This is a genomic window from Reyranella sp. (genome assembly GCF_965279625.1).
GTDB lineage: Bacteria > Pseudomonadota > Alphaproteobacteria > Reyranellales > Reyranellaceae > Reyranella.
In genome coordinates this window covers 5,590,054-5,608,669 of the sequence record NZ_OZ257251.1, presented here as the reverse complement: position 1 = coordinate 5,608,669, position 18,616 = coordinate 5,590,054, and the positions used below count along the sequence as shown (strand labels likewise).

The following is an 18,616-nucleotide window of genomic DNA, read 5'->3' as shown; positions in this document are numbered from 1 at the left end:
TTTAAAGCTTGATCCGCGCTCCCGTCGGATCGTAGGGCGCGCGCAGCGAGACCCGCGCGCCAAGTCGCGTGCCGGCCAGGTCGACCTCGAAGCGGCCGCCCTCCAGCCATGCCGTGTCGATTGTTCCGCCGTCGCCGCGTTTCACGTAGCCCAGCCCGACCGACGCGCCGAGCGTGTGGCCGTAGCCTGCCGAGGTGAGATCGCCGACCGGCTTGCCGTCGCGCAGCAAAGCCTCGCCGCCCCACAGCAGCGGTTCCCCGTCTTCGAGGACCACCGAGACGAGCCGCCGGGCGAGCGGCTTCGCTTTGGCCTCGACCAGCGCCTTCTGGCCGATGAAGCCGCCCGGCTTGTCGAGCTTCACCGCCCAGCCGAGGCCGGCCTGGAACGGCGTGTCGTCGGGCGTCAGCTCGCGGCCCCAGGCGCGATAGCCCTTCTCCAGCCGCAGCGTGTCGATCGCGTAGTAGCCCGCATCGCGCAGGCCGAATTCGGCGCCCGCCTCGTGCAGCGTCTCGAATACGGTGACGGCGAACTCGACCGGCACGTAGAGCTCCCAGCCCAGCTCGCCCATGTAGGTGCGGCGCGAGGCCAGCACGGTGGCATAGCCAACGCCGATCTCGCGGATCGTGGCGAAGGGGAAGCCATCGTTCGAGAAGTCGGCCTTGCTCACCTTCTGCAGCAGCGCGCGACTCTTCGGTCCCATGACGGACAGCACGGTCCAGCCCGACGTCACGTCGGTCAGCACCGCGTTGGCATCGGGCGGCATATGCCGGCCAAGCCAGTCCATGTCGCGAATGGGTTGGGCCGAACCGGTGATGACCATGAATTTGTCGCGGGCCAACCGCGCGATGGTGAGATCGCTCTCGAAAGTGCCGCGCTCGTTCAGCACGCCGGTATAGACGGTGCGTCCGACCGGCACGGCGACATCATTGGCGCAAAGACGCTGCAGCACAGCCTCGGCATCGCGGCCCTGCACCAGCAGCTTGCCGAATGAGGTCTCGTCGGTGACCGTGACGCCTTCGCGGGTCGCGCGATGCTCTGCGGCGACCGCGTCGAACCAACCGCCAGGGGCGGCGCGGCCCCAGCCATATTCCATCTCGGGCGTCTTGCCGTCGCCCGCGAACCAGTTGGGCCGCTCCCAGCCCATCTTGTTGCCGAACCAGGCGCCGCGCGCCTTGAGACGATCATAGAGCGGCGAGCGGCGGAACGGCCGACCGCTCTCCTGCTCGCGCTGCGGCCACGGCATCTTGTAGTGCAGCCCCAGAGTCTCGGCGACCCGGCTGCGCAGCCAAGCATCGTTGCCGTGGAAGCCCGCGAAGCGCCGGATGTCGACCGGCCAGAGGTCCATCGTCGGCTCGCCGGCGACGATCCATTCGGCCAGTGCCATGCCGGCGCCGCCGGAGCTCGCGATGCCCATCGAGTTGAAGCCGGCGCCGACATAGAAGCCGCGGACCTGCGGTGCCTCGCCCAGGATGTAGTTCATGTCGGGCGTGAAGCTTTCCGGCCCGTTCATGAAGGTCTTGATGCCGGTCTTCTCGAGCGACGGCACACGGATCAGCGCATTGTCCATCAGGATCTGGAACTGGTCCCAGTCGTCCGGCAGCATGCCGAACTCGAAATCGTCGGGGATGACGTCCTTGTTCCAGGGCTTGGCCTCGGGCTCGAAGCCGCCCATCAGCAGGCCGCCCACCTCTTCCTTGAAGTAGATGTAGCCGTCGGGATCGCGCATCACCGGCAGGTCGCGCGGCACGTTCTCCATCTTCTCGGTGACGATGTACATGTGCTCGCAAGAATAGAGCGGCACCGTCACGCCGACCATGCGGCCGAGCTGGCGTGCCCACTGGCCCGCACAATTGACGACGATGTCGGCCTTGATCGGCCCCTCGGTTGTCTGCACGCCAGTGACCCGCGGGCCGCCCGGCCCCTCTTCCGTGTCGATCGCGGTGACGCGCACCTTTTCGAAGATGCGGACGCCGCCGTTGCGCGCGCCCTTGGCCAGCGATTGGGTGATGTCGGCCGGGTTGGCCTTGCCGTCGCCCGGCAGCCATACCGCGCCGACGAGATCGTCGGTGCGCATGATCGGATACTTGTCGCCGGCCTGTTGCGGCGTCAGCGGCTCGCACTCCACACCCTGCCCTTTGGCCATGGCCGCGGAACGGCGCAACAGCGTCATGCGCTCCTCGGTGCGCGCCACGATCAGCGAGCCCGACTGTTTCCAGCCGGTGGCGAGACCGGTCTCTGCCTCGAGTTTCGAATAGAGCTCTGTGCTGTAGCGGATCAGCCGCGTCAGGTTCTGAACGCTGCGCAACTGGCCCACGAGCCCCGCCGCATGCCAGGTCGTACCGCCGCTCAGCCGCCCCTGCTCCAGCAGCACGATGTCCTTCCAGCCGAGCTTGGCCAGATGATAGGCGGTCGAGCAGCCCATGATGCCGCCGCCGATGATGACGACGCGGGCCTGGGACGGAACTGTCATGTGCTGCGGTCCTTGCTCACCTCGGGCCATTGTCCGGCGCGGGACTAGTCGAATCCGGCGCCGGAGACGACATCAGATGATTTCCATGTAGCGGTCGAGTTCCCAGTCCGTGATGGCCTTGCGGAACTCCCGCTCTTCCCACTCGCGTGTTGCGGAATAATGATCGACGAAGGCGTCGCCGAAGAGGTCGCGCGCCGGCTTCGAGGCCTTGAGCCGGCCCGCCGCCTCCATGAGCGTCCGCGGCAGTTGCGACTTCGCCGGGTGCTTCTTCTCGTAGGAATTGCCGGTGACGGGCTCGCCGGGATCGATGTCGTTCTCGATGCCCCACAGGCCCGAGCCGATCGCGGCGGCGATCGCAAGATAGGGATTGGCGTCGGCAGCAGCGACACGATACTCGACCCGGGTCGACTTGGCCGATCCCGGGATCACGCGCAGCGAGGTGGTGCGGTTCTCCACACCCCAGGTCGAGGCGGTCGGCGCCCAAAAACCCGGGATCAGGCGGCGATAGGAATTCACGTTGGAGGCGACCATGCCGAGCAACTCGGGCATCAGCGCGGCCTGCCCGCCGACGAACTGGCGCATCGTCTTGCTCATGCGATGCGGCGCCTTCTCGTCGAAGAAGACCGGCTTGCCGCCCTTCCACAGCGACATATGCATGTGGCCGCCGCAGCCCGGCCAGTCCTTCGACCACTTGGCCATGAAGGTCGCGAGCCAGCCTTGCTTCTGTGCCAGCACCTTGGTGAAGATCTTGAACAGGGCGGCCTTGTCGGTGGCGGCCAGCGCATCGTCGACGCGAAGCGCGGCTTCGAGTACGCCGGCGCCGGTCTCCGTGTGCAGACCCTCGATGCCCATGTCCATCGTCTCGCACATGGCGAGCAGGTCACGGTACCAGTCGGACAGGACGGAGTTGCGCAGGACCGAGTAACCGAAGAAGCCCGGCGAGATCGGCTTCAGGTTGCGATAGCCCTTCTCGCGGATCGATTCGGGTGTCTCAGCGAAGACGAAGAATTCGTACTCGAAACCGACCTTCACATCGAAGCCAAGTTTCCTGGCGCGCGCCAGCACGCGGCGCAGGGTGCCGCGCGGACAGATCTCCTCGGCCTTGTCGACGAATTCGCAGAGGAAGAACAGGTTGCCGGGCTCCGTCGCGATCTCGCGGCAGGTCTCCGGCAGGATGCGGACGTTGGCGTCGGGATAGCCGGTATGCCAGCCCGTGTAGGTGACGTTGTCGTAGAGCTGGTCGTTCATGTCCCAGCCCAGCACCACGTCGCAGAAACCGAAGCCTCCCTCGAGCGCGGACCGGAACTTGTCGACGTGGATGTACTTGCCGCGAAGGATGCCGTCGATGTCGTGGACGCCCACCTTCACGTGGGTGAGTCCCCGCTGTTTGACGATTCTCAGCGCATCTGCAGCCGTCTTGACCTGTCGCGGTTCCATCCAACTCCCCTCGCTACCCCGCGGCAGACTAGCTGCTGAGATAGCGCGGAAGCCAGAGGGCAATATCAGGAAATACTGCGATGACCATGGTGAACAACACCATGATCGCGAGGAAGGGCAAGGTCACGCGGGCGATATAGCCCAGCCCGTCCTCGGTCAGTCCCTGGATGACGAACAGGTTGAAGCCGACGGGTGGCGTGATCTGCGCCATCTCGACGACCAGGACGAGAAAGACGCCGAACCAGATCGGATCGAATCCGGCAGCCTTCACGATCGGCATGACGATCGGGAGAGTCATCACGATCATGCTGAAGCCGTCGAGGAAGCAGCCCAGGATCAGGTAGAAGATGATCAGGGCCACGATCAGCATGAACGACGAAAGTCCGAGGCTGCTCACGAACTCGGCGACGGCCGCCGGAATGCCGAGGAAGGCTGCGGCACTACCCAGGATCGAGGCGCCCAGCACGATCAGGGCGATCATGGCGCAGGTCTGCACCGAGCCGATGGCGATGGCCTTCAACGCAGGCAGCGACAGTTCCCGCTGGATCCCGGCCACGACCAGCGCGCCCAGCACGCCCACCGCCGCGGCTTCCGACGGCGTCGCGAGGCCGCCGTACATCGACCCCAGCACGCACAGGATCAGGAACACGGCCGGTCCCAGGTCGCGGATCGACGTCAGGAACTCCGCCGCCGAGGCGATGCGCACCTTGCGCTCCGCCTCGGGCACCAGCTCGGGCTTCAGCGCGGTGTAGATCATGATCCAGCCCATGAAGCAGCCCGCCAGCAGGAAGCCGGGAATGAAGCCCGCCGTGAACAGCTTGGCGATCGAGACGTCGCCCAGGACGCCATAGATGATCATGATGTTGGAGGGCGGAATCAGGAACCCGAGGGTGCCCGCTCCGGCCAGCGAGCCCACCGCCACGTCCTTCGAATAGCCACGCTTCAGCAGCTCCGCCAGCGAGATGCGGCCCACCACCTGGGTCGTCGCCGCCGACGAGCCCGAGATGGCGGCGAAGATCGTGCAGCCGATGACGTTCACGTGCAGCAGCCGCCCCGGCAGCATCGCCGCCCACGGCGACAGGCCGCGAAACAGCGTCTGCGACAGCCGCGTCCGGAACAGGATCTCGCCCATGATGATGAACAGCGGCAGGGCCAGCAGTTCCTGCGTGGTCAGGATGTTCCAGGTGTACTGGGCCAGCAGCTTGTCGAGGGGAATGTCGCGGAAGATCGCCAGCAGCACCGTGCCGGTAACGGCCAGGGTCCAGCCGATCCACAGGCCGCCCGCCAGGAAGGCGAACAGCACGACGAACATGGTGAGGACAACTTCAAACATGAGATCTCAACTCGCGCGAAAAACTACTCAGAGACGGAACCGGCGCGCATGTTGAGGTCCTCGAGCGGCAGGCCGAACAGGGCCTGGAAGAATCGCGCGACGAACTGCATGACCAGCAGACAGATTCCGAACGTCACCAGCGCCTGCGGAATCCACAGCGGTGTCGCACTGGAGATCGACACCTGGTCGGACACGAAGCTGCGCCAGGTGAAGTTCACCATCGCCAGCGCGAGATAGCCGGAGAAGCCGACGCCCAGCGCCGCGAGGACCGTTTCCAGCCAGCGCCGGGCCTTCGGGCCGATCCGCGCCAGCACGAGCGTGACGCGGATATGGCCGCCGGCCCGAAGGGTCATGGCGGCCCCGAAGGTGAAGGCCGCCGCCATGAGGTAGGAGCTATATTCCCAGGCGACGGGAATGTCGGCCGGGACCCAGGGGAAGATGTCCGACAACGCCCGGACCAGGACCTCGCCCAGCATTAGGCAGGTGAGCGCCACCAGGCAGGCGGCGCCCATCCAACCGTCGAGGCGGCCCAGCATGTCGACCCCGTCGAGGAAGGCGCGCAGCACGGGTGGCGCGCCGGCGTTGGGATTGGGGCCGTGGCCGCTCACGTCCGCTTCATCTCCGCGAGATAGGCCTTGATCGGCTTCTCCGCCGCCGGGACGCGCTTGTAGAACTCGGCGATCATCGGCGCGGTCTTCTTCTGCAATTCAGCCGTCATGGCCGGCGGCGGAATGACCAGCTGCATGCCGCCGGCGATCAGGCGGGCGTTGCTGTCCTTGTCGGCCTGCAACGACGACTGCCAGAACTCCGGCTCGAGCTTCTTCGCGAGATCGACGATGATCTTCTGGTTGGCCGGCGAGATCTTCTTCCAGGTGTCGTTGTTGATCGTGACGATCTCCGACGACCAGGCATGATTGGTCTGGTGGAAGAACTTCAGGAATTCCCAGAACTTGCCGTCCACGGCCGAGACGGACGAGGTCGACACGCCCGAAACCGCGCCCGACGACAGGGCCGCAATCGTCTCACCCCAGGGAATCAGTGCCGGCGCCATGCCGATGGCGCTGCACATTTCCTGTGCGTTCTTGTCGGGCACGCGGATCTTGATGCCCTTGAGCGCGTCCAGAGACTCGGCCTTGATCTTGAGGTGCAGGTACTGCGTCGGCCACGGCACCGTGTAGAGCATCGTCTGGTTGTTCTTGAGCAGAACCTTCTCGTACTCGGGCCGCAGATACTTGTGCAGCACCTTCAGCTCTTCGATGTTGTTGCAGATGAAGGGGATTCCCTCGACCCCGAAGATCGGCTCGTCGCCGATCTGCTGGATGTTCAGGATGTCGGCCATCGGCACGAGGCCGTCGCGCACGGCGCGCATCTGCTCGGGGCCCTTGAAGCCCAGCTGGCCGCCCGCCTTGACGTCGATCTCGACGGCGCCGTTCGTCTCCTTCTTCACGTCCTCGGCGAAGCGCTTGACGTTGACCGTGTGGAAATTCCCATCCGGCCATACGGTCGCCAGCGGCAGCTTGAGCGCCGCCTGTCCTATCACCACGGCCGGCGCACCGACCATCGCCAACGCCCCCGCTCCCACGCCAGCCTTCAAGGCGTTCCTGCGTCCCAACTTCATCGAAGCCCCCATCGTTATCGAGTTGATTGCTTTCCCCGTATTCAGCCGACGTCGCCCTACTCCGCGGCCTGCGACGGCTTGAATTCGTAGAGCTTCTCGGCCGCTTCCCCCGAGATCAGCCCGTCGGCCAGGTCATTGGCCACCTGAACGCGATCGCGCTCCTTCGGCGCGCCGATGCCGGCGCCCCCCGGCGTCAGGACCATCAGCCGCTCGCCCGGCGGGATGAGCTGGAAGCCCTTGCCCTTCAGGGTCTTGCCGGACTTGAGCGCCACCACACCCGCCTCGCCGTCGCCACCGCCGTCGCGGCCGCGCGCCGGATAGTCGATACGATCGAAGGCGGCCAGCAGGTCGAACGGCTCGTCGATGCCGCTCTCGATCTCCATGATCTGGCCGAGGCCGCCGCGCGTGCGACCGGCGCCGCCCGAATCAGGACGGAACTCCTTGCGCCAGAAGATCAGCGGCGTCTGCGTTTCGGCGATCTCGACCGGCGTGCCGCGCACGCCGCTGGGGTAGGCCGTGGCCGACAGCCCGTCCTTGTCGGGACGCGCGCCGGTCCCGCCGTTGGACGTGATCGCCATGCCGAAGCCGTAGTTGCCGCCGTCGCCGCCCTTGATCCGGCCGCGCACGTTGATGTTCCAAAGGCACGAGGTGCCCTCGGCCGGCACGCGGTCCGGCACGACCTGGCGCAGGCAGCCGAACGCCACGTCGGGCAGCATCTGGCCGACGACATGGCGCGACGCGACCGCGGTCGGCTTGGGCGCATTCAGGATACAACCCTCCGGCGCGGAAACCGTAAGCGGCTCGAGCGAACCGGCATTGTTCGGGATGTTCGTCGAGACCACGCAGCCCAGGCCGAAGACCGTGTAGGCCGTCGTGTAGGCGTGCGGCACGTTGATGCCGCGCCGCGACACGCCCGTCGTGCCCGAGAAATCGACATGGATGCCGGTGTCGGAAATGGTCAGCGCCGCCTTCAGGGTGACCGGCTCGTCGTAGCCGTCGACCGTCATGCTGTTGTGCCAGGTGCCCTTGGGCAGCTTGGCGATCTCAGCCAGCACCGCCTCGCGCGAGCGTGCGATGACATGGTCGCCGAGCTCGTCCAGCGAGTCGATGGCGAACTCGTCCATCATCTCGATCAGCCGGCGGGCGCCGACATCGTTGCAGGCGGCCAGCGAGTAGACGTCGCCCTCGGTGTCGACCGGCTGGCGCGTGTTGGCGCGGATCATCGCCATCAGCGTCTCGTTCGCCTTGCCCTGGTCGAACAGCTTGAGCATGGGGATGTAGAGCCCCTCCATGAACACGTCGGTCGCGTCAGGGCCGAAGCCGATGCCACCGATGTCCATGAGATGGCTGGTGCAGGAGAACAGCGCCACCAGCTTGCCGTTGCGGAAGCACGGCGTTGTAATGACGAAGTCGTTGAGATGGCCGGTGCCCATCCACGGATCGTTGGTGATGTAGGCGTCGCCCGGCTTCATGGTCTCGATCGGGAAGAAGCGCAGGAAATGCTTCACCGACTCGGCCATCGAGTTCACGTGGCCCGGCGTACCGGTGACGGCCTGCGCGAGCATGCGCCCCTGCAGGTCGAATACGCCGGCGGAAAGGTCGCCGCACTCGCGCACGATCGGGCTGAAGGCGGTGCGCATCAAGGTCTGCGCCTGCTCCTCCACCACCGCGATCAGGCGGTTCCACATGATCTGGAGATCGATCAGGCCGACGCTGTTGGACTGGCTCATCTGTGGCTCCTCACGCTGCCTTGCGTTCCATGACGATACAACCCGAGGCATCGATATGCGCGGCAAAACTGGCCGAGATGTAGGTCGAGGTCTCGTCTTCGGCGACGATCGCCGGGCCGCTGAAGATGCTGCCGGGCGGCAGCTTCTCGCGGCGATAGACCGGCACATCGGCAGTCTTGCCGCTGCGGCCGTCGAACACCGGCCGGCGCCCGACCGGCTGCGGCGCGGGGACGCTGCCCGCCTTGCCCTGCACCTCGGGCCGCTTGGCCTCGGTCGACACCTGGACGGACCAGCTCAGGATCTCGATGGCGGCGTTGGGAATGTGGCGCTCGAACAGCACGCCATAGTCGCGCTCATAGGCCTCGCGCAGCGCCTCGGTATCGGACGCCGTCAGCGGCCGCTGCGGCAGGGTCACCATGATCTCGTGGCCCTGGCCGACGTAACGCATGAAGGCGACGCGGCGTTCGAAGGTCGGCAGGCCGCGTGCGCCCGGCACCACAAGCGCGGTCGCCTCCCGGCTCATCTCGTCCAGCAGTTCGGTTGCCCCGGCCGCGTCGAACGTGTCGAGGCGCATGTAGCGGCTACGCACCAGCTCGAATGATACGGGTGCCGCCAGAAAGCCGACCGCCGAGCCGACGCCGGCATTGGGCGGTACGATCACGCGCTGAACGCCGATCTTCTCGGCCACGCGCGCGGCATGGAGCGGCGCACCGCCGCCGAACGCAATCAGCGTGTACTGGTTGACGACGGCGCCACGCTCGACGCCGTGCACGCGCGCCGCACTCGCCATGTTCTCCGACACCATCTCATACACGGCGTAGGCACCCATCTCGGTCGAGAGGCCGAGGCCTTCGCCCACGTCGCGCTCGATGGCGCCGCGCGCCGCGTCGATATCGAGCGCAATCGAGCCACCGGCGAAATGCGCCGGGTCGATCGTTCCCAACACGACGTTGGCGTCGGTCACGGCCGGATGCCGGCCGCCGCGCCCGTAGCAGGCAGGCCCAGGCTCGGCGCCCGCGCTTTCCGGGCCGACCGTGACGCGCTTCAGGGCATCGAGCCGGGCGATCGAGCCGCCCCCTGCGCCGATTTCGACCATCTCGATCACCGGGATGCGGACCGGCAGGCCGGAGCCCTTGAGGAAGCGCGCCGCACGATCGACCTCGAACAGCCGCGCGGTGTGCGGCTGGTAGTCGTCGATCAGGCAGATCTTGGCCGTGGTGCCTCCCATGTCGTAGCTCAGCGCCCGCGCCTCGCCGGCCCGTGCCGCCACCTGCGCCGCAAAAATCGCGCCGCCGGCCGGACCGGATTCGACCAGACGCACCGGAAAGCGCCGCGCGGTCTCGATGGCGGTGAGACCGCCGCCGGAGGTCACGAGATAGATCGTGCCTGTGAATTTCTCCGCGGCCAGGGCCGCCTGCATGCGCTCGAGATAGGAGTCCATCAGCGGCTGCACGTAGGCATTGGCCACCGCGGTCGACGTCCGCTCGTACTCACGGACCTCGGGACAGACTTCGCTCGACAGCGTCACCCACAGTTTCGGCAACTCCGCCTTCAGGATTTCGCGCACCCGCCGTTCATGGGCCGGATTTACATAGGAGTGCATGAAGGCGACGGCGACGCTTTCGATTCCCTCGGCCTCAAGCGTTCTGGCCAAGGTCCGAACCGCGTCCTCGTCCAGAGCCAGGCGGGCCTTGCCATGAACATCCGTGCGTTCCGGCACGGTGAAGCGCATTGCCCGTGCAACCAGTGGCTTGGGCTTCTCGATGCCGAGATCGTACTGGTCGTAGCGGCTCTCGTTGGCGATATCGAGCACGTCGCGGAAGCCTTCCGTGGCGATCAGCGCCGTGCGCGCACCGCGTCGCTCGATGACGGCATTGGTGGCCAGCGTGGTGCCGTGCACGAAGACGCCCACATCGCCGAACCCTTTGCCCGCATCCCCCAGGATAAGGCGTACCCCTTCCAGAACAGCTTCCTCGGGTCTCTGCGGCGTCGTCAGCAGCTTGCGCGTGATCCGACGGCTTCCCTCTTCCAACACGACGTCCGTGAACGTGCCGCCAATGTCGACGGCAATGCGCAAATCGTTGACCACCTTGAATGCAAACCTCTGTCTGGGGAAAGGCCCTGACGGTAGACTGGGCGCCCCCGCGTTGCAATTCGCAGGCCAGCGCGCCTATGGTCACTCCGTGACGGCTCCAAACAAGAAGCTCCGCGCGCAGCTGTTCGACATCCTGCGCCCTAACGTCCCCACGCCGGGCGCCCGCCGGTGGCGGAAAGCCCATCTGGTCGTTCTCGGCGTCGGGCTGCTCGCCGTGATTCTGCTGTCGATCGATGAAATGTCGTCCTCCCAGCGGGTGATGCTGCGTGGCGCGATCTGGTGTGTGACGCTCTTCTTCCTCGTCGAGTACGTGGCGCGCCTATGGGCGGCGCCCGAACTGCCTCACATGGCCGACATGTCTCCCTCTACGGCGAGGCTGCGCTGGGCGGGCAGCATACCCGGCCTGATCGGATTGCTCGCGATCATGCCCGCCATCATGTTGGCGGGTGGGTACAGCATCGCCGGGACGGATGCTGCCTCCATTTTCTGTATCCTCTGGATATTGAAGCTGGGGCTCCACGCACCGGCCTTCGGTACCCTGGCGCGCGTGATCTCCAACGAGCGCGCGCCCATCGCCAGCGTGCTGATCGTGTTCGCGATCCTGCTGATGACTGCGGCCACCGGCGCTCACATCGTGGAGCGTGATGGCCAGCCGCAGCAGTTCGGCAGCCTCCCCAACGCCATGTGGTGGTCGGTGGTCACCCTGACGACGACCGGCTACGGCGATGTGGTACCGCTCACGCCAATGGGCCGCATCATCGGCTCGCTGCTGATGATCAGCGGCATCGCGGTGTTGGCACTGATGACCGGCGTCCTCGCCACAGGCTTCGCGCAGGAAGAGCGGCGGCGCGAGTATCTGCGGGTCTGGGACCAGGTGACGCGGGTCCCGATCTTCGCGTCGCTGGGCGTGGTGACGCTCTCGGAGATCGTGGGCAAGCTACGCACCCGTTACTACCCGGCGCGCGTGCTGGTGCTGCGACGTGGCGATCCCGGCGATTCGATGTTCTTCATCTGCAACGGCGAGGTCGAGGTGCGGCTGCCGACCGGCGGCACCGTGCGCCTGGGCGATGGCGCCTTCTTCGGCGAAATGTCGCTTCTCAATCGCCAGCCTCGGGCCGCCTCCATCGTCACGACGGCCCCGACCACCCTTCTTGTTCTCTATGCCAGCGACTTCTACGAGATCGCGTCCCACATCCCGGCCCTTGCCGAGGCGGTGGAGAACGAAGCCCGGCGCCGGCACGAGGAGAATCTCGGGCGGCAGTCGGAGGGTTCTTCGCCCGGTGGGACGAAACCGTGATCGAAACCGACCTGCTGGTGGTGGGCTCCGGCGCCGCCGGCTTCTCGGCCGCGCTGACGGCCTCCCATGCCGGCCTAGACGTGCTCATGGTCGAAAAGGAGAAACTGTTCGGCGGGACCACGGCCTATTCGGCCGGGGTCATCTGGATCCCCGGCAACCGGCACGGACGCGCCCTCGGCATCGCCGATTCCAAGGAAGACGCGCTGACCTACCTGCAACACGAGGCCGGAAACCGCCTCAACCTCGAACTAGCCAACGCCTTCCTCGACAACTGCAACCCCGCCGTCGAGTTCATCGAGAACAACACGCACGTCCGCTATGAGGCCGTGCCGATCTGGGCGGACTATCATCCGACCAAGCCGGGGGCCGCGCAGGGCGGCCGATCGCTACTGCCCCTGCCGTTCGACGGACGGCGGCTGGGCAAGCGGTTCGACCAGTTGCGGGCGCCGCTGCGCACCATGATGGCCTTCGGAGGCATGATGCTCGGCCGCAACGACCTGCCCCACGTCTTCAAGATGACCCGGTCCGTCCGCTCGGCACTCCATGTAGCGGGCATGACGGCACGGTACGCGGTCGACCGGCTTAACCACGATCGGGGCACACGCCTCACCAACGGCAACGGCCTGATCGCCGCTCTCGCTCTTTCGGCCGAGGAGCGCGGTATCGAACTCTGGCTGGACAGTCCGGTGATCGAGCTGTCGCAGCGCGATGGCGCTGTCACCGGCGTGATCGTGCTGCGCGAGGGCAAGCGCCAGGAGATCCGGGCGCGTCGCGGCGTCGTGCTGGCCTGTGGCGGCTTCCCCGCCAACGACGAGCTCAAGGGTCGGTACTACGGCCATGTGCGGGACGGGCACTTCCATCGCTCGGCACCACCGCCGGGCAACCGCGGCGACGGAATCCGGCTCGGTCAATCGGCCGGCGGCGCGATGGCGGAAGACGTCGCCCATCCTGCGGCCTGGGTCCCCGTTTCGCTGGTCCCTCAGCCCGATGGCTCGACCCTGCCGTTCCCGCATTTCTACGAGCGCGGCAAGCCCGGCTACATCGCCGTCGATCCGACCGGCCGCCGCTTCGCCAACGAATCGGCCTCTTATCACGACTTCGTTCCGGCCATGGTCGAGGCCTGCCGCGGTCGCAGCGAGACGAGCTGCTGGCTCTTGTGCGATCACCGCGCCATCCGGCGTTACGGCATGGGCGCCATCGGCCCCGCCCCCTTGCCGCTCGGACCGCACTTGCGGAACGGCTATCTTCTGACGGCGGTCGACTGGTCGGCCCTTGCCGCAAAGATCGGCATCAATTCACACGATCTGCAAGATACGATCCGTCGCTTCAACACCAATGCTGCACGAGGCGAAGATCCCGACTTCGGCAAGGGCACCGATGCCTATCACCGCTTCAACGGGGACCCGACGCACGCTCCCAATCCCTGCCTGGCACCGCTGGAGCAAGGGCCCTTCTACGCGATGAAAATGCTGCCCGGGGACATCGGGACCTTCCTCGGCCTGCGGGTCGACGGCCACGCCCGCGTCCTCGACGCCGCGGGAGACCCGATCCGCGGCCTCTATGCCGCCGGAAATGACATGACCAGCGTCATGGGCGGCACCTATCCCGGCGCTGGCATCACCATTGGCCCGGCCCTTACCTTCGGCTATATCGCGGCCCGGCACGCCGCCGCAGAAGCCGGCCAATAAGCCCCTCCGTAACGAAAGCCGTCGAAATGTCGCTCATCACGCCCGTTATCCTCGTCGGAGGCTCCGGCAAGCGCCTGTGGCCGCTGTCGCGCGAAAGCATGCCCAAGCAGTTCGTGCCGCTGCTCGGCAAGCAGTCGACCTTCCAGCAGACCCTGCTGCGCGTGGCCGATCGCGGCCTGTTCGGCAAGCCCGTGATCGCGACCAACGACGCCTATCGTTTCATGTGCGAGAGCCAGGCCGGGGAGATCGGCGTCGACATCGACATCCTGGTCGAGCCGTCCCGACGCGATTCAGGACCGGCCATGGCCGCCGCCGCCGCCTACACGCGCGGCCTGGGCGCGAAGGCGGTTCTGGCGCTGGCCTCCGACCATCTGGTGATCGGCGCGGAAGAGTTCCTCGCCGGATGCCGCGAAGGCCTCGCGGCCGTCGAACAGGGCGGCATCGTCACCTTCGGCATTCCGCCGACGGAGCCCAAGACCGACTACGGCTACATCCGTCCGGGCAGCGAGAAGATCGGCCCGGTGATGAAAGTCGCGGCCTTCGTCGAGAAGCCCAACGCCCAGAAGGCGATGCAGTACATCGCCGAAGGGCTGCTGTGGAACAGTGGCAACTTCCTGTTCGCCCCCGCCCTCCTGCTGTCGGAAATGGCCCGCTTCGAGCCGGCGATGGCTGCCGCGGCAGAAGAGGCCGTGGCCAAGGCCAGGACGACCGGCTCAACGGTGTTCCTCGACGCCGAGGCCTTCGCCAAGGCCCCGGCCAAGTCGATCGACTATGCCGTGATGGAACGCACCGACAAATGCTGGGTGGTGCCCGCCCGCTTCCGGTGGTCCGACCTCGGCACCTGGGACGCGCTGCTCGATGTCGGTCATGCCGACAGCGAAGGCAACGTCACCGAAGGTCCGGTCGAGATCGACCATGTGCGCAATTCCTACATCCGGTCCGATGGTCCGCTCACGGCCGTGATCGGCGTGGAGGACGTCGTCGTGGTGTCGATGAACGACGCCGTGCTGGTCGGCCATCGCGACAACCTCCCCCGTCTCAAGGACGTCGTGCAGCGCATGTCCGATGGTAAGCACCGGGCCGCGACCGAGCATGCGGTGATGCATCGTCCATGGGGCAGCTATCAGGACATCGATCGCGGCGAGCGCTTCCGCGCCAAGCGGCTGACGGTGAAGCCGGGCGCCAAGCTCAGCCTACAGAGCCACAACCGCCGCGCCGAGCACTGGGTCGTCGTGAAGGGCATCGCCGAGGTCACGCTCGACGGCAGGATCATGACGCTGCGCGAGAACGAATCGACCTACATTCCGATCGGCGGCGTCCATCGCCTCGCCAATCCGGGGACCGAGTTGCTCGAAGTGGTAGAGGTGCAGACCGGCGACTATGTCGAGGAGGACGATATCGTCCGCTACGAGGACATCTACGCCCGGGTCTGAGCATGCTGTTCGGCGCACATCATGAGTGGGGCAAGCTGCACGAAGTAGTGATCGGCATCTCGCCGGCCGAAGACTTTGTCGTCTTCCATGAGGAGTCCTGCCGCTGGCTGACGCCGGAGGGACTCGAATTCAGCCGTCGCCACGCCGGACAGCGCCTGATCGACGTCGATCCCGAATGGGCGCACCGCATAGAGCGCCAAGTCGATGCGCTGGCCGAACTCGTGGCCCGCGAGGGCGTCACTGTTCACCGCCCGCAGCGGCTGAAGGGCGAGGAGCGCACTTTCCTCGCCCCGAACGGCGAAGGCGCCCAGCTCTTTGCGCGTGACGGGATGATCGTCGTCGACAGGCACGTGATCGATGCGTCGCTGCGCCTGAAGTGCCGCCAGCGCGAGCGCTATGGCCTGCGACCGGTCGTCCAGAAGGCCGTCGCAACCAAGGGCGCACAATGGTCGAGCGTCCCGCTGGGCTCGCCGGGATGCGTCGACGGCCCCTTCCTCGAAGGCGGCGATACGCTGCTCAACGGCCGCGAAATCTATGTGGGAATCTCGGGCTGCGCCTCCGATCTCGCCGGCGCCGACTGGCTGCAGGCCCTGCTCGGCGACAGCTATCGCGTGATCCCGGTCGCGCTGAAGTCGCACGTCCTCCATCTCGACTGCGCGATGGCGCTGATCCAGCCCGGCCTGGTCATCCACTGCCCGCAAAAGCTGATCGACGGCCTGCCGATGTCGCTGCGCGACTGGGACAAGATCGAGGTCTCGCCTGAGGAAGCCACGCTTCTCGCCACCAATGCCCTCGTCCTCGAACCGGGGCGGGTCATCATCGACGCCGACAACCGGCACGTGATCGACGAATTGCGCAAGCGCAAGGTCGACGTCATCCCGCTTCTCTTCGACGGGCCGATCAGGACCGGGGGCGGCCTGCGCTGTGCCCACCATCCGCTGCTGCGCGAGAGCGTGCTGGCTTAGGTTCCGCGCTTGGGCGTGCGGTCGAAGACGACCGGCTTGGGCTTGCTGAACAGCTTTTTCACGTGGACACCGAGCGAGCGCACCACGGTCGCGACCTGCCCGCCCACGAAGCGCAGCAGCACCACGGCGAACTGGAGCGGCGGGATCTCGCCGCCGCGGATGAAGTTGTGCCCGGCCCGCAGGAAGGTGGTCGCACAGACCAGAACCCATGCCACCGTCACGACGAACAGCGTGAGCAGAAGCGGCACGAGCGACGGCGCCAGCAGGCCCGCAAGGATGCCCGACGCGACGCCGACCAGGAGCACCGGCTGGTTCAGCGCCATGCACAGATGCAGCAGGGCCGCCAGCTTGGCAGATGGGGTGATGTCGCGACTCTTCAGAATCTCGGGGAACATCCGCATCGAAACGTGGCGGAACCCGTCCTGCCAGCGCTGCTGCTGACGCAGCCAAGTCTTGGTGTCGGCCGGCAGTTCGCCCGGCACGCCGACGCTGGTCAAAAACAGGGCCCGCCAGCCCTTCACCCAGCCGCGATACGTGAGATCGAGATCCTCGGTGACCGTGTCACCCTTCCAGCCGCCGCCGGCCTCGATCGCCGCGCGCTGCCAGATTCCGCAGGTGCCGTTGAAGGGCAGCGGATGGCCGGCCCAGCAGCGCGTCGCCTGCTCGATGCCGAGATGGGCGTCGAGCGTGACCATCTGCATCTCGGTCAGGGCGTTCTCGTGCGGATTGAGGAAATCGAAGCGCGCCTGGACGAAGGCCGTCTTCGGCTCGGCGAAAAACGGGCGCATGCAGACGCGCAGGAAGTCCACCGGAGGAATGTAGTCGACGTCGAAGATCGCGAAGAAGTCGTAAGGGGTCTTCTGCATCGCCTCGTGCAGGGCACCGCCTTTGTAGCCGCTGCGGTCGGTGCGCTGCAGCGCCACGACGTCGAAGCCCTTCGCGCGCAGCTCGGCTGCGACCTGGCGCACCATCTCCGCCGTCTCGTCGGTGCTGTCGTCGAGGAGCTGGATATGGAGCTTGTCGCGCGGCCAGTCGAGCGCCGCCGCCGATTCGGCGCCGCGACGCACCACAGGGCCTTCGTTGAACGACGGTATCTGCACCACGACATGCGGCAGGTCGGCGTCGCGCGGCAGTGGCGTCGCCAGGAGGAGCTCCTCACGACGAAGGCCCGCAGGCTTCAGGCGATGATGCAGCACGACCATGTAGAGAAGGCTGCCGATGAAGGCCGCGAGCAATACGCAGCAGATCGCGAAGACAGCGCCAAAGAGAAGCGCCAGGGTGGCGAGAATGGCCATCGACGCTGCCTCAGGTACCCGTCTTGGGGGTGCGGTTGAACTCTGTCTTCTTTCCGAAGCCTGCGCCAACGATCGCGGTGGCGTTGGCGACGGCAAGATATACGATGAGCGCCGGCACGCTGGCAGCCGTGACCAGGTAGCGCACCGTTCCGCCGCGCTTCAGGCGTCGATAGGCCCCCCAGGTCATGCCGAAAAGCACGGCGAGCATGCCGATCAGCCACAGCCAGAGACCGAAACGGAAAAGGCCGAGCACCCGGCCATGGCCCAGGATCGAAACGACCAGACTCAGGACTCCGACCACGAGCAGCGGAAAGATCAGCTGCTGGGCAAGCGCCACGGTCGTGGTGAGCTTGGCCTCGGTCGGCCAGGCCGACCTCCAGATCGGTCCCAGGAGCTTGCGGGCAACCTGCACAAAGCCCTTCGACCAGCGGCTCTGCTGGGCGCCGAAGTCTTCGACCTTCTGCGGCAGCTCGCCGACCACATGCGTGTCCATCAGAAACACGCCGGTCCAGCCCTTCAGGTAGGTGCGCAGAACCAGGTCGAGGTCCTCCGACAGCGTGTCGTGCGACCAGCCGCCTGCCTCCTCGACCGCAGCCCGGCGCCAGATGCCTCCGGTACCGTTGAACTGGAACGGCACACCGCGCCGAGCCCGCACATCCTGCTCCACGGCGAAGTGCGCGTCCTGCATGAGGCGCTGGGCGCGCGTCAGCCAGTTGCGCTCGCCATTGCCCCATTCAATGCGCGTCTGAACGAAAGCGGCGCGCGGATGGCTCAGCATCGCGGCCATGGCCTGCTTCAGCCAGCCGGGCGGCGGCACGAAATCGGCGTCGAACACCGCGACATAGGGCGCATCGTCGAGCGCCAGGCCGGCCGCCAGCGCACCGGCCTTGAAGCCGCCGCGGTCGCTGCGGCGGACGTGATGCGCGTCGATGCCTTCCCGGCGCAGGCGCGCAATGGCGTGCGCGGCGATGTCGGAGGTGATGTCGGTGCTGTCGTCGAGGAGCTGGATGGTAAGCCGGTCGCGCGGCCAGTCGAGCGCGCCCATCGCGGCCATTGAGCGCTCGACCACGAGCGGCTCGTTGTAGACAGGCACCTGTACCAGGACGCGCGGCAGTTCCTCGGGCAATGACGGCGCCGCGGTTTCGTCGCGCGGCAATTCGAACAGCCAGTAGACGAGATACAGGAAATAGCCCGCGATCGCGAACTGCGCGGCCAGGCACAGGAAAACGAGGAGATCGATCAGGAACAGCAGCAT

General features: G+C 66.5%; 13 protein-coding genes. 4 read left to right on the top strand and 9 right to left on the bottom strand.

Annotated elements, in window-relative coordinates:
- Window position 1: 1 nt before the first annotated feature.
- The 7 genes from ACQY78_RS27205 to ACQY78_RS27175 all read right to left on the bottom strand — a co-directional run bounded on the left by ACQY78_RS27205 (window position 2) and on the right by ACQY78_RS27175 (window position 10,677).
- A complete protein-coding gene (locus ACQY78_RS27205; RefSeq protein WP_428681189.1) occupies window positions 2-2,470 on the bottom strand; it encodes a GcvT family protein in 2,469 nt (822 codons plus the stop codon).
- Window positions 2,471-2,542: 72 nt separating this feature from the next.
- Entirely contained in the window at window positions 2,543-3,907 is a 1,365-nt protein-coding gene (locus ACQY78_RS27200; RefSeq protein ID WP_428681187.1) for a glutamine synthetase family protein, read from the bottom strand.
- Window positions 3,908-3,935: 28 nt separating this feature from the next.
- A complete protein-coding gene (locus tag ACQY78_RS27195) occupies window positions 3,936-5,240 on the bottom strand; it encodes a TRAP transporter large permease (protein ID WP_428681185.1) in 1,305 nt (434 codons plus the stop codon).
- 23 nt (window positions 5,241-5,263) lie between these two features.
- Window positions 5,264-5,848 (bottom strand): TRAP transporter small permease subunit, encoded by a 585-nt coding sequence (locus ACQY78_RS27190; protein WP_428681183.1) that lies wholly within the window; start codon window positions 5,846-5,848, stop codon window positions 5,264-5,266.
- Window positions 5,845-6,858, bottom strand: a complete 1,014-nt coding sequence (locus ACQY78_RS27185) for a TRAP transporter substrate-binding protein (RefSeq protein WP_428681181.1) — start codon at window positions 6,856-6,858, stop codon at window positions 5,845-5,847. The genes ACQY78_RS27190 and ACQY78_RS27185 overlap by 4 nt, the downstream gene beginning before the upstream one ends.
- Before the next feature lie 56 nt (window positions 6,859-6,914).
- Window positions 6,915-8,588: a hydantoinase B/oxoprolinase family protein gene (locus ACQY78_RS27180; RefSeq protein ID WP_428681179.1), complete on the bottom strand. Its 1,674-nt coding sequence runs from the start codon at window positions 8,586-8,588 to the stop codon at window positions 6,915-6,917.
- A 10-nt stretch (window positions 8,589-8,598) separates the two neighbouring features.
- Complete coding sequence (locus ACQY78_RS27175; protein WP_428681177.1) at window positions 8,599-10,677, bottom strand: hydantoinase/oxoprolinase family protein; 2,079 nt, start codon at window positions 10,675-10,677, stop codon at window positions 8,599-8,601.
- A gap of 94 nt (window positions 10,678-10,771) precedes the next feature.
- On the opposite strand from ACQY78_RS27175, the gene ACQY78_RS27170 reads away from it, so the two are divergent.
- Genes ACQY78_RS27170 through ACQY78_RS27155 form a run of 4 tightly spaced genes read left to right on the top strand, consistent with a single transcriptional unit; the run spans window position 10,772 to window position 16,066 of the window.
- Window positions 10,772-11,980, top strand: a complete 1,209-nt coding sequence (locus tag ACQY78_RS27170) for a cyclic nucleotide-gated ion channel (RefSeq protein ID WP_428681175.1) — start codon at window positions 10,772-10,774, stop codon at window positions 11,978-11,980.
- Entirely contained in the window at window positions 11,977-13,668 is a 1,692-nt protein-coding gene (locus ACQY78_RS27165) for an FAD-dependent oxidoreductase (RefSeq protein ID WP_428681173.1), read from the top strand. Before ACQY78_RS27170 ends, ACQY78_RS27165 begins: the two co-directional genes overlap by 4 nt.
- Before the next feature lie 26 nt (window positions 13,669-13,694).
- Complete coding sequence (locus tag ACQY78_RS27160; RefSeq protein ID WP_428681171.1) at window positions 13,695-15,101, top strand: mannose-1-phosphate guanylyltransferase/mannose-6-phosphate isomerase; 1,407 nt, start codon at window positions 13,695-13,697, stop codon at window positions 15,099-15,101.
- Window positions 15,102-15,103: 2 nt separating this feature from the next.
- The gene (locus ACQY78_RS27155; RefSeq protein WP_428681169.1) at window positions 15,104-16,066 is read left to right on the top strand and encodes a hypothetical protein; all 963 of its coding nucleotides are present in this window, start codon (window positions 15,104-15,106) and stop codon (window positions 16,064-16,066) included.
- Here ACQY78_RS27155 and ACQY78_RS27150 read toward each other — a convergent pair.
- Both ACQY78_RS27150 and ACQY78_RS27145 read right to left on the bottom strand, forming a co-directional pair.
- The gene (locus ACQY78_RS27150) at window positions 16,063-17,361 is read right to left on the bottom strand and encodes a glycosyltransferase (RefSeq protein WP_428681167.1); all 1,299 of its coding nucleotides are present in this window, start codon (window positions 17,359-17,361) and stop codon (window positions 16,063-16,065) included. The two genes, ACQY78_RS27155 and ACQY78_RS27150, sit on opposite strands and share 4 nt — an antisense overlap.
- Window positions 17,362-17,371: 10 nt before the next feature.
- Window positions 17,372-18,616, bottom strand: a complete 1,245-nt coding sequence (locus ACQY78_RS27145) for a glycosyltransferase family 2 protein (RefSeq protein WP_428681165.1) — start codon at window positions 18,614-18,616, stop codon at window positions 17,372-17,374.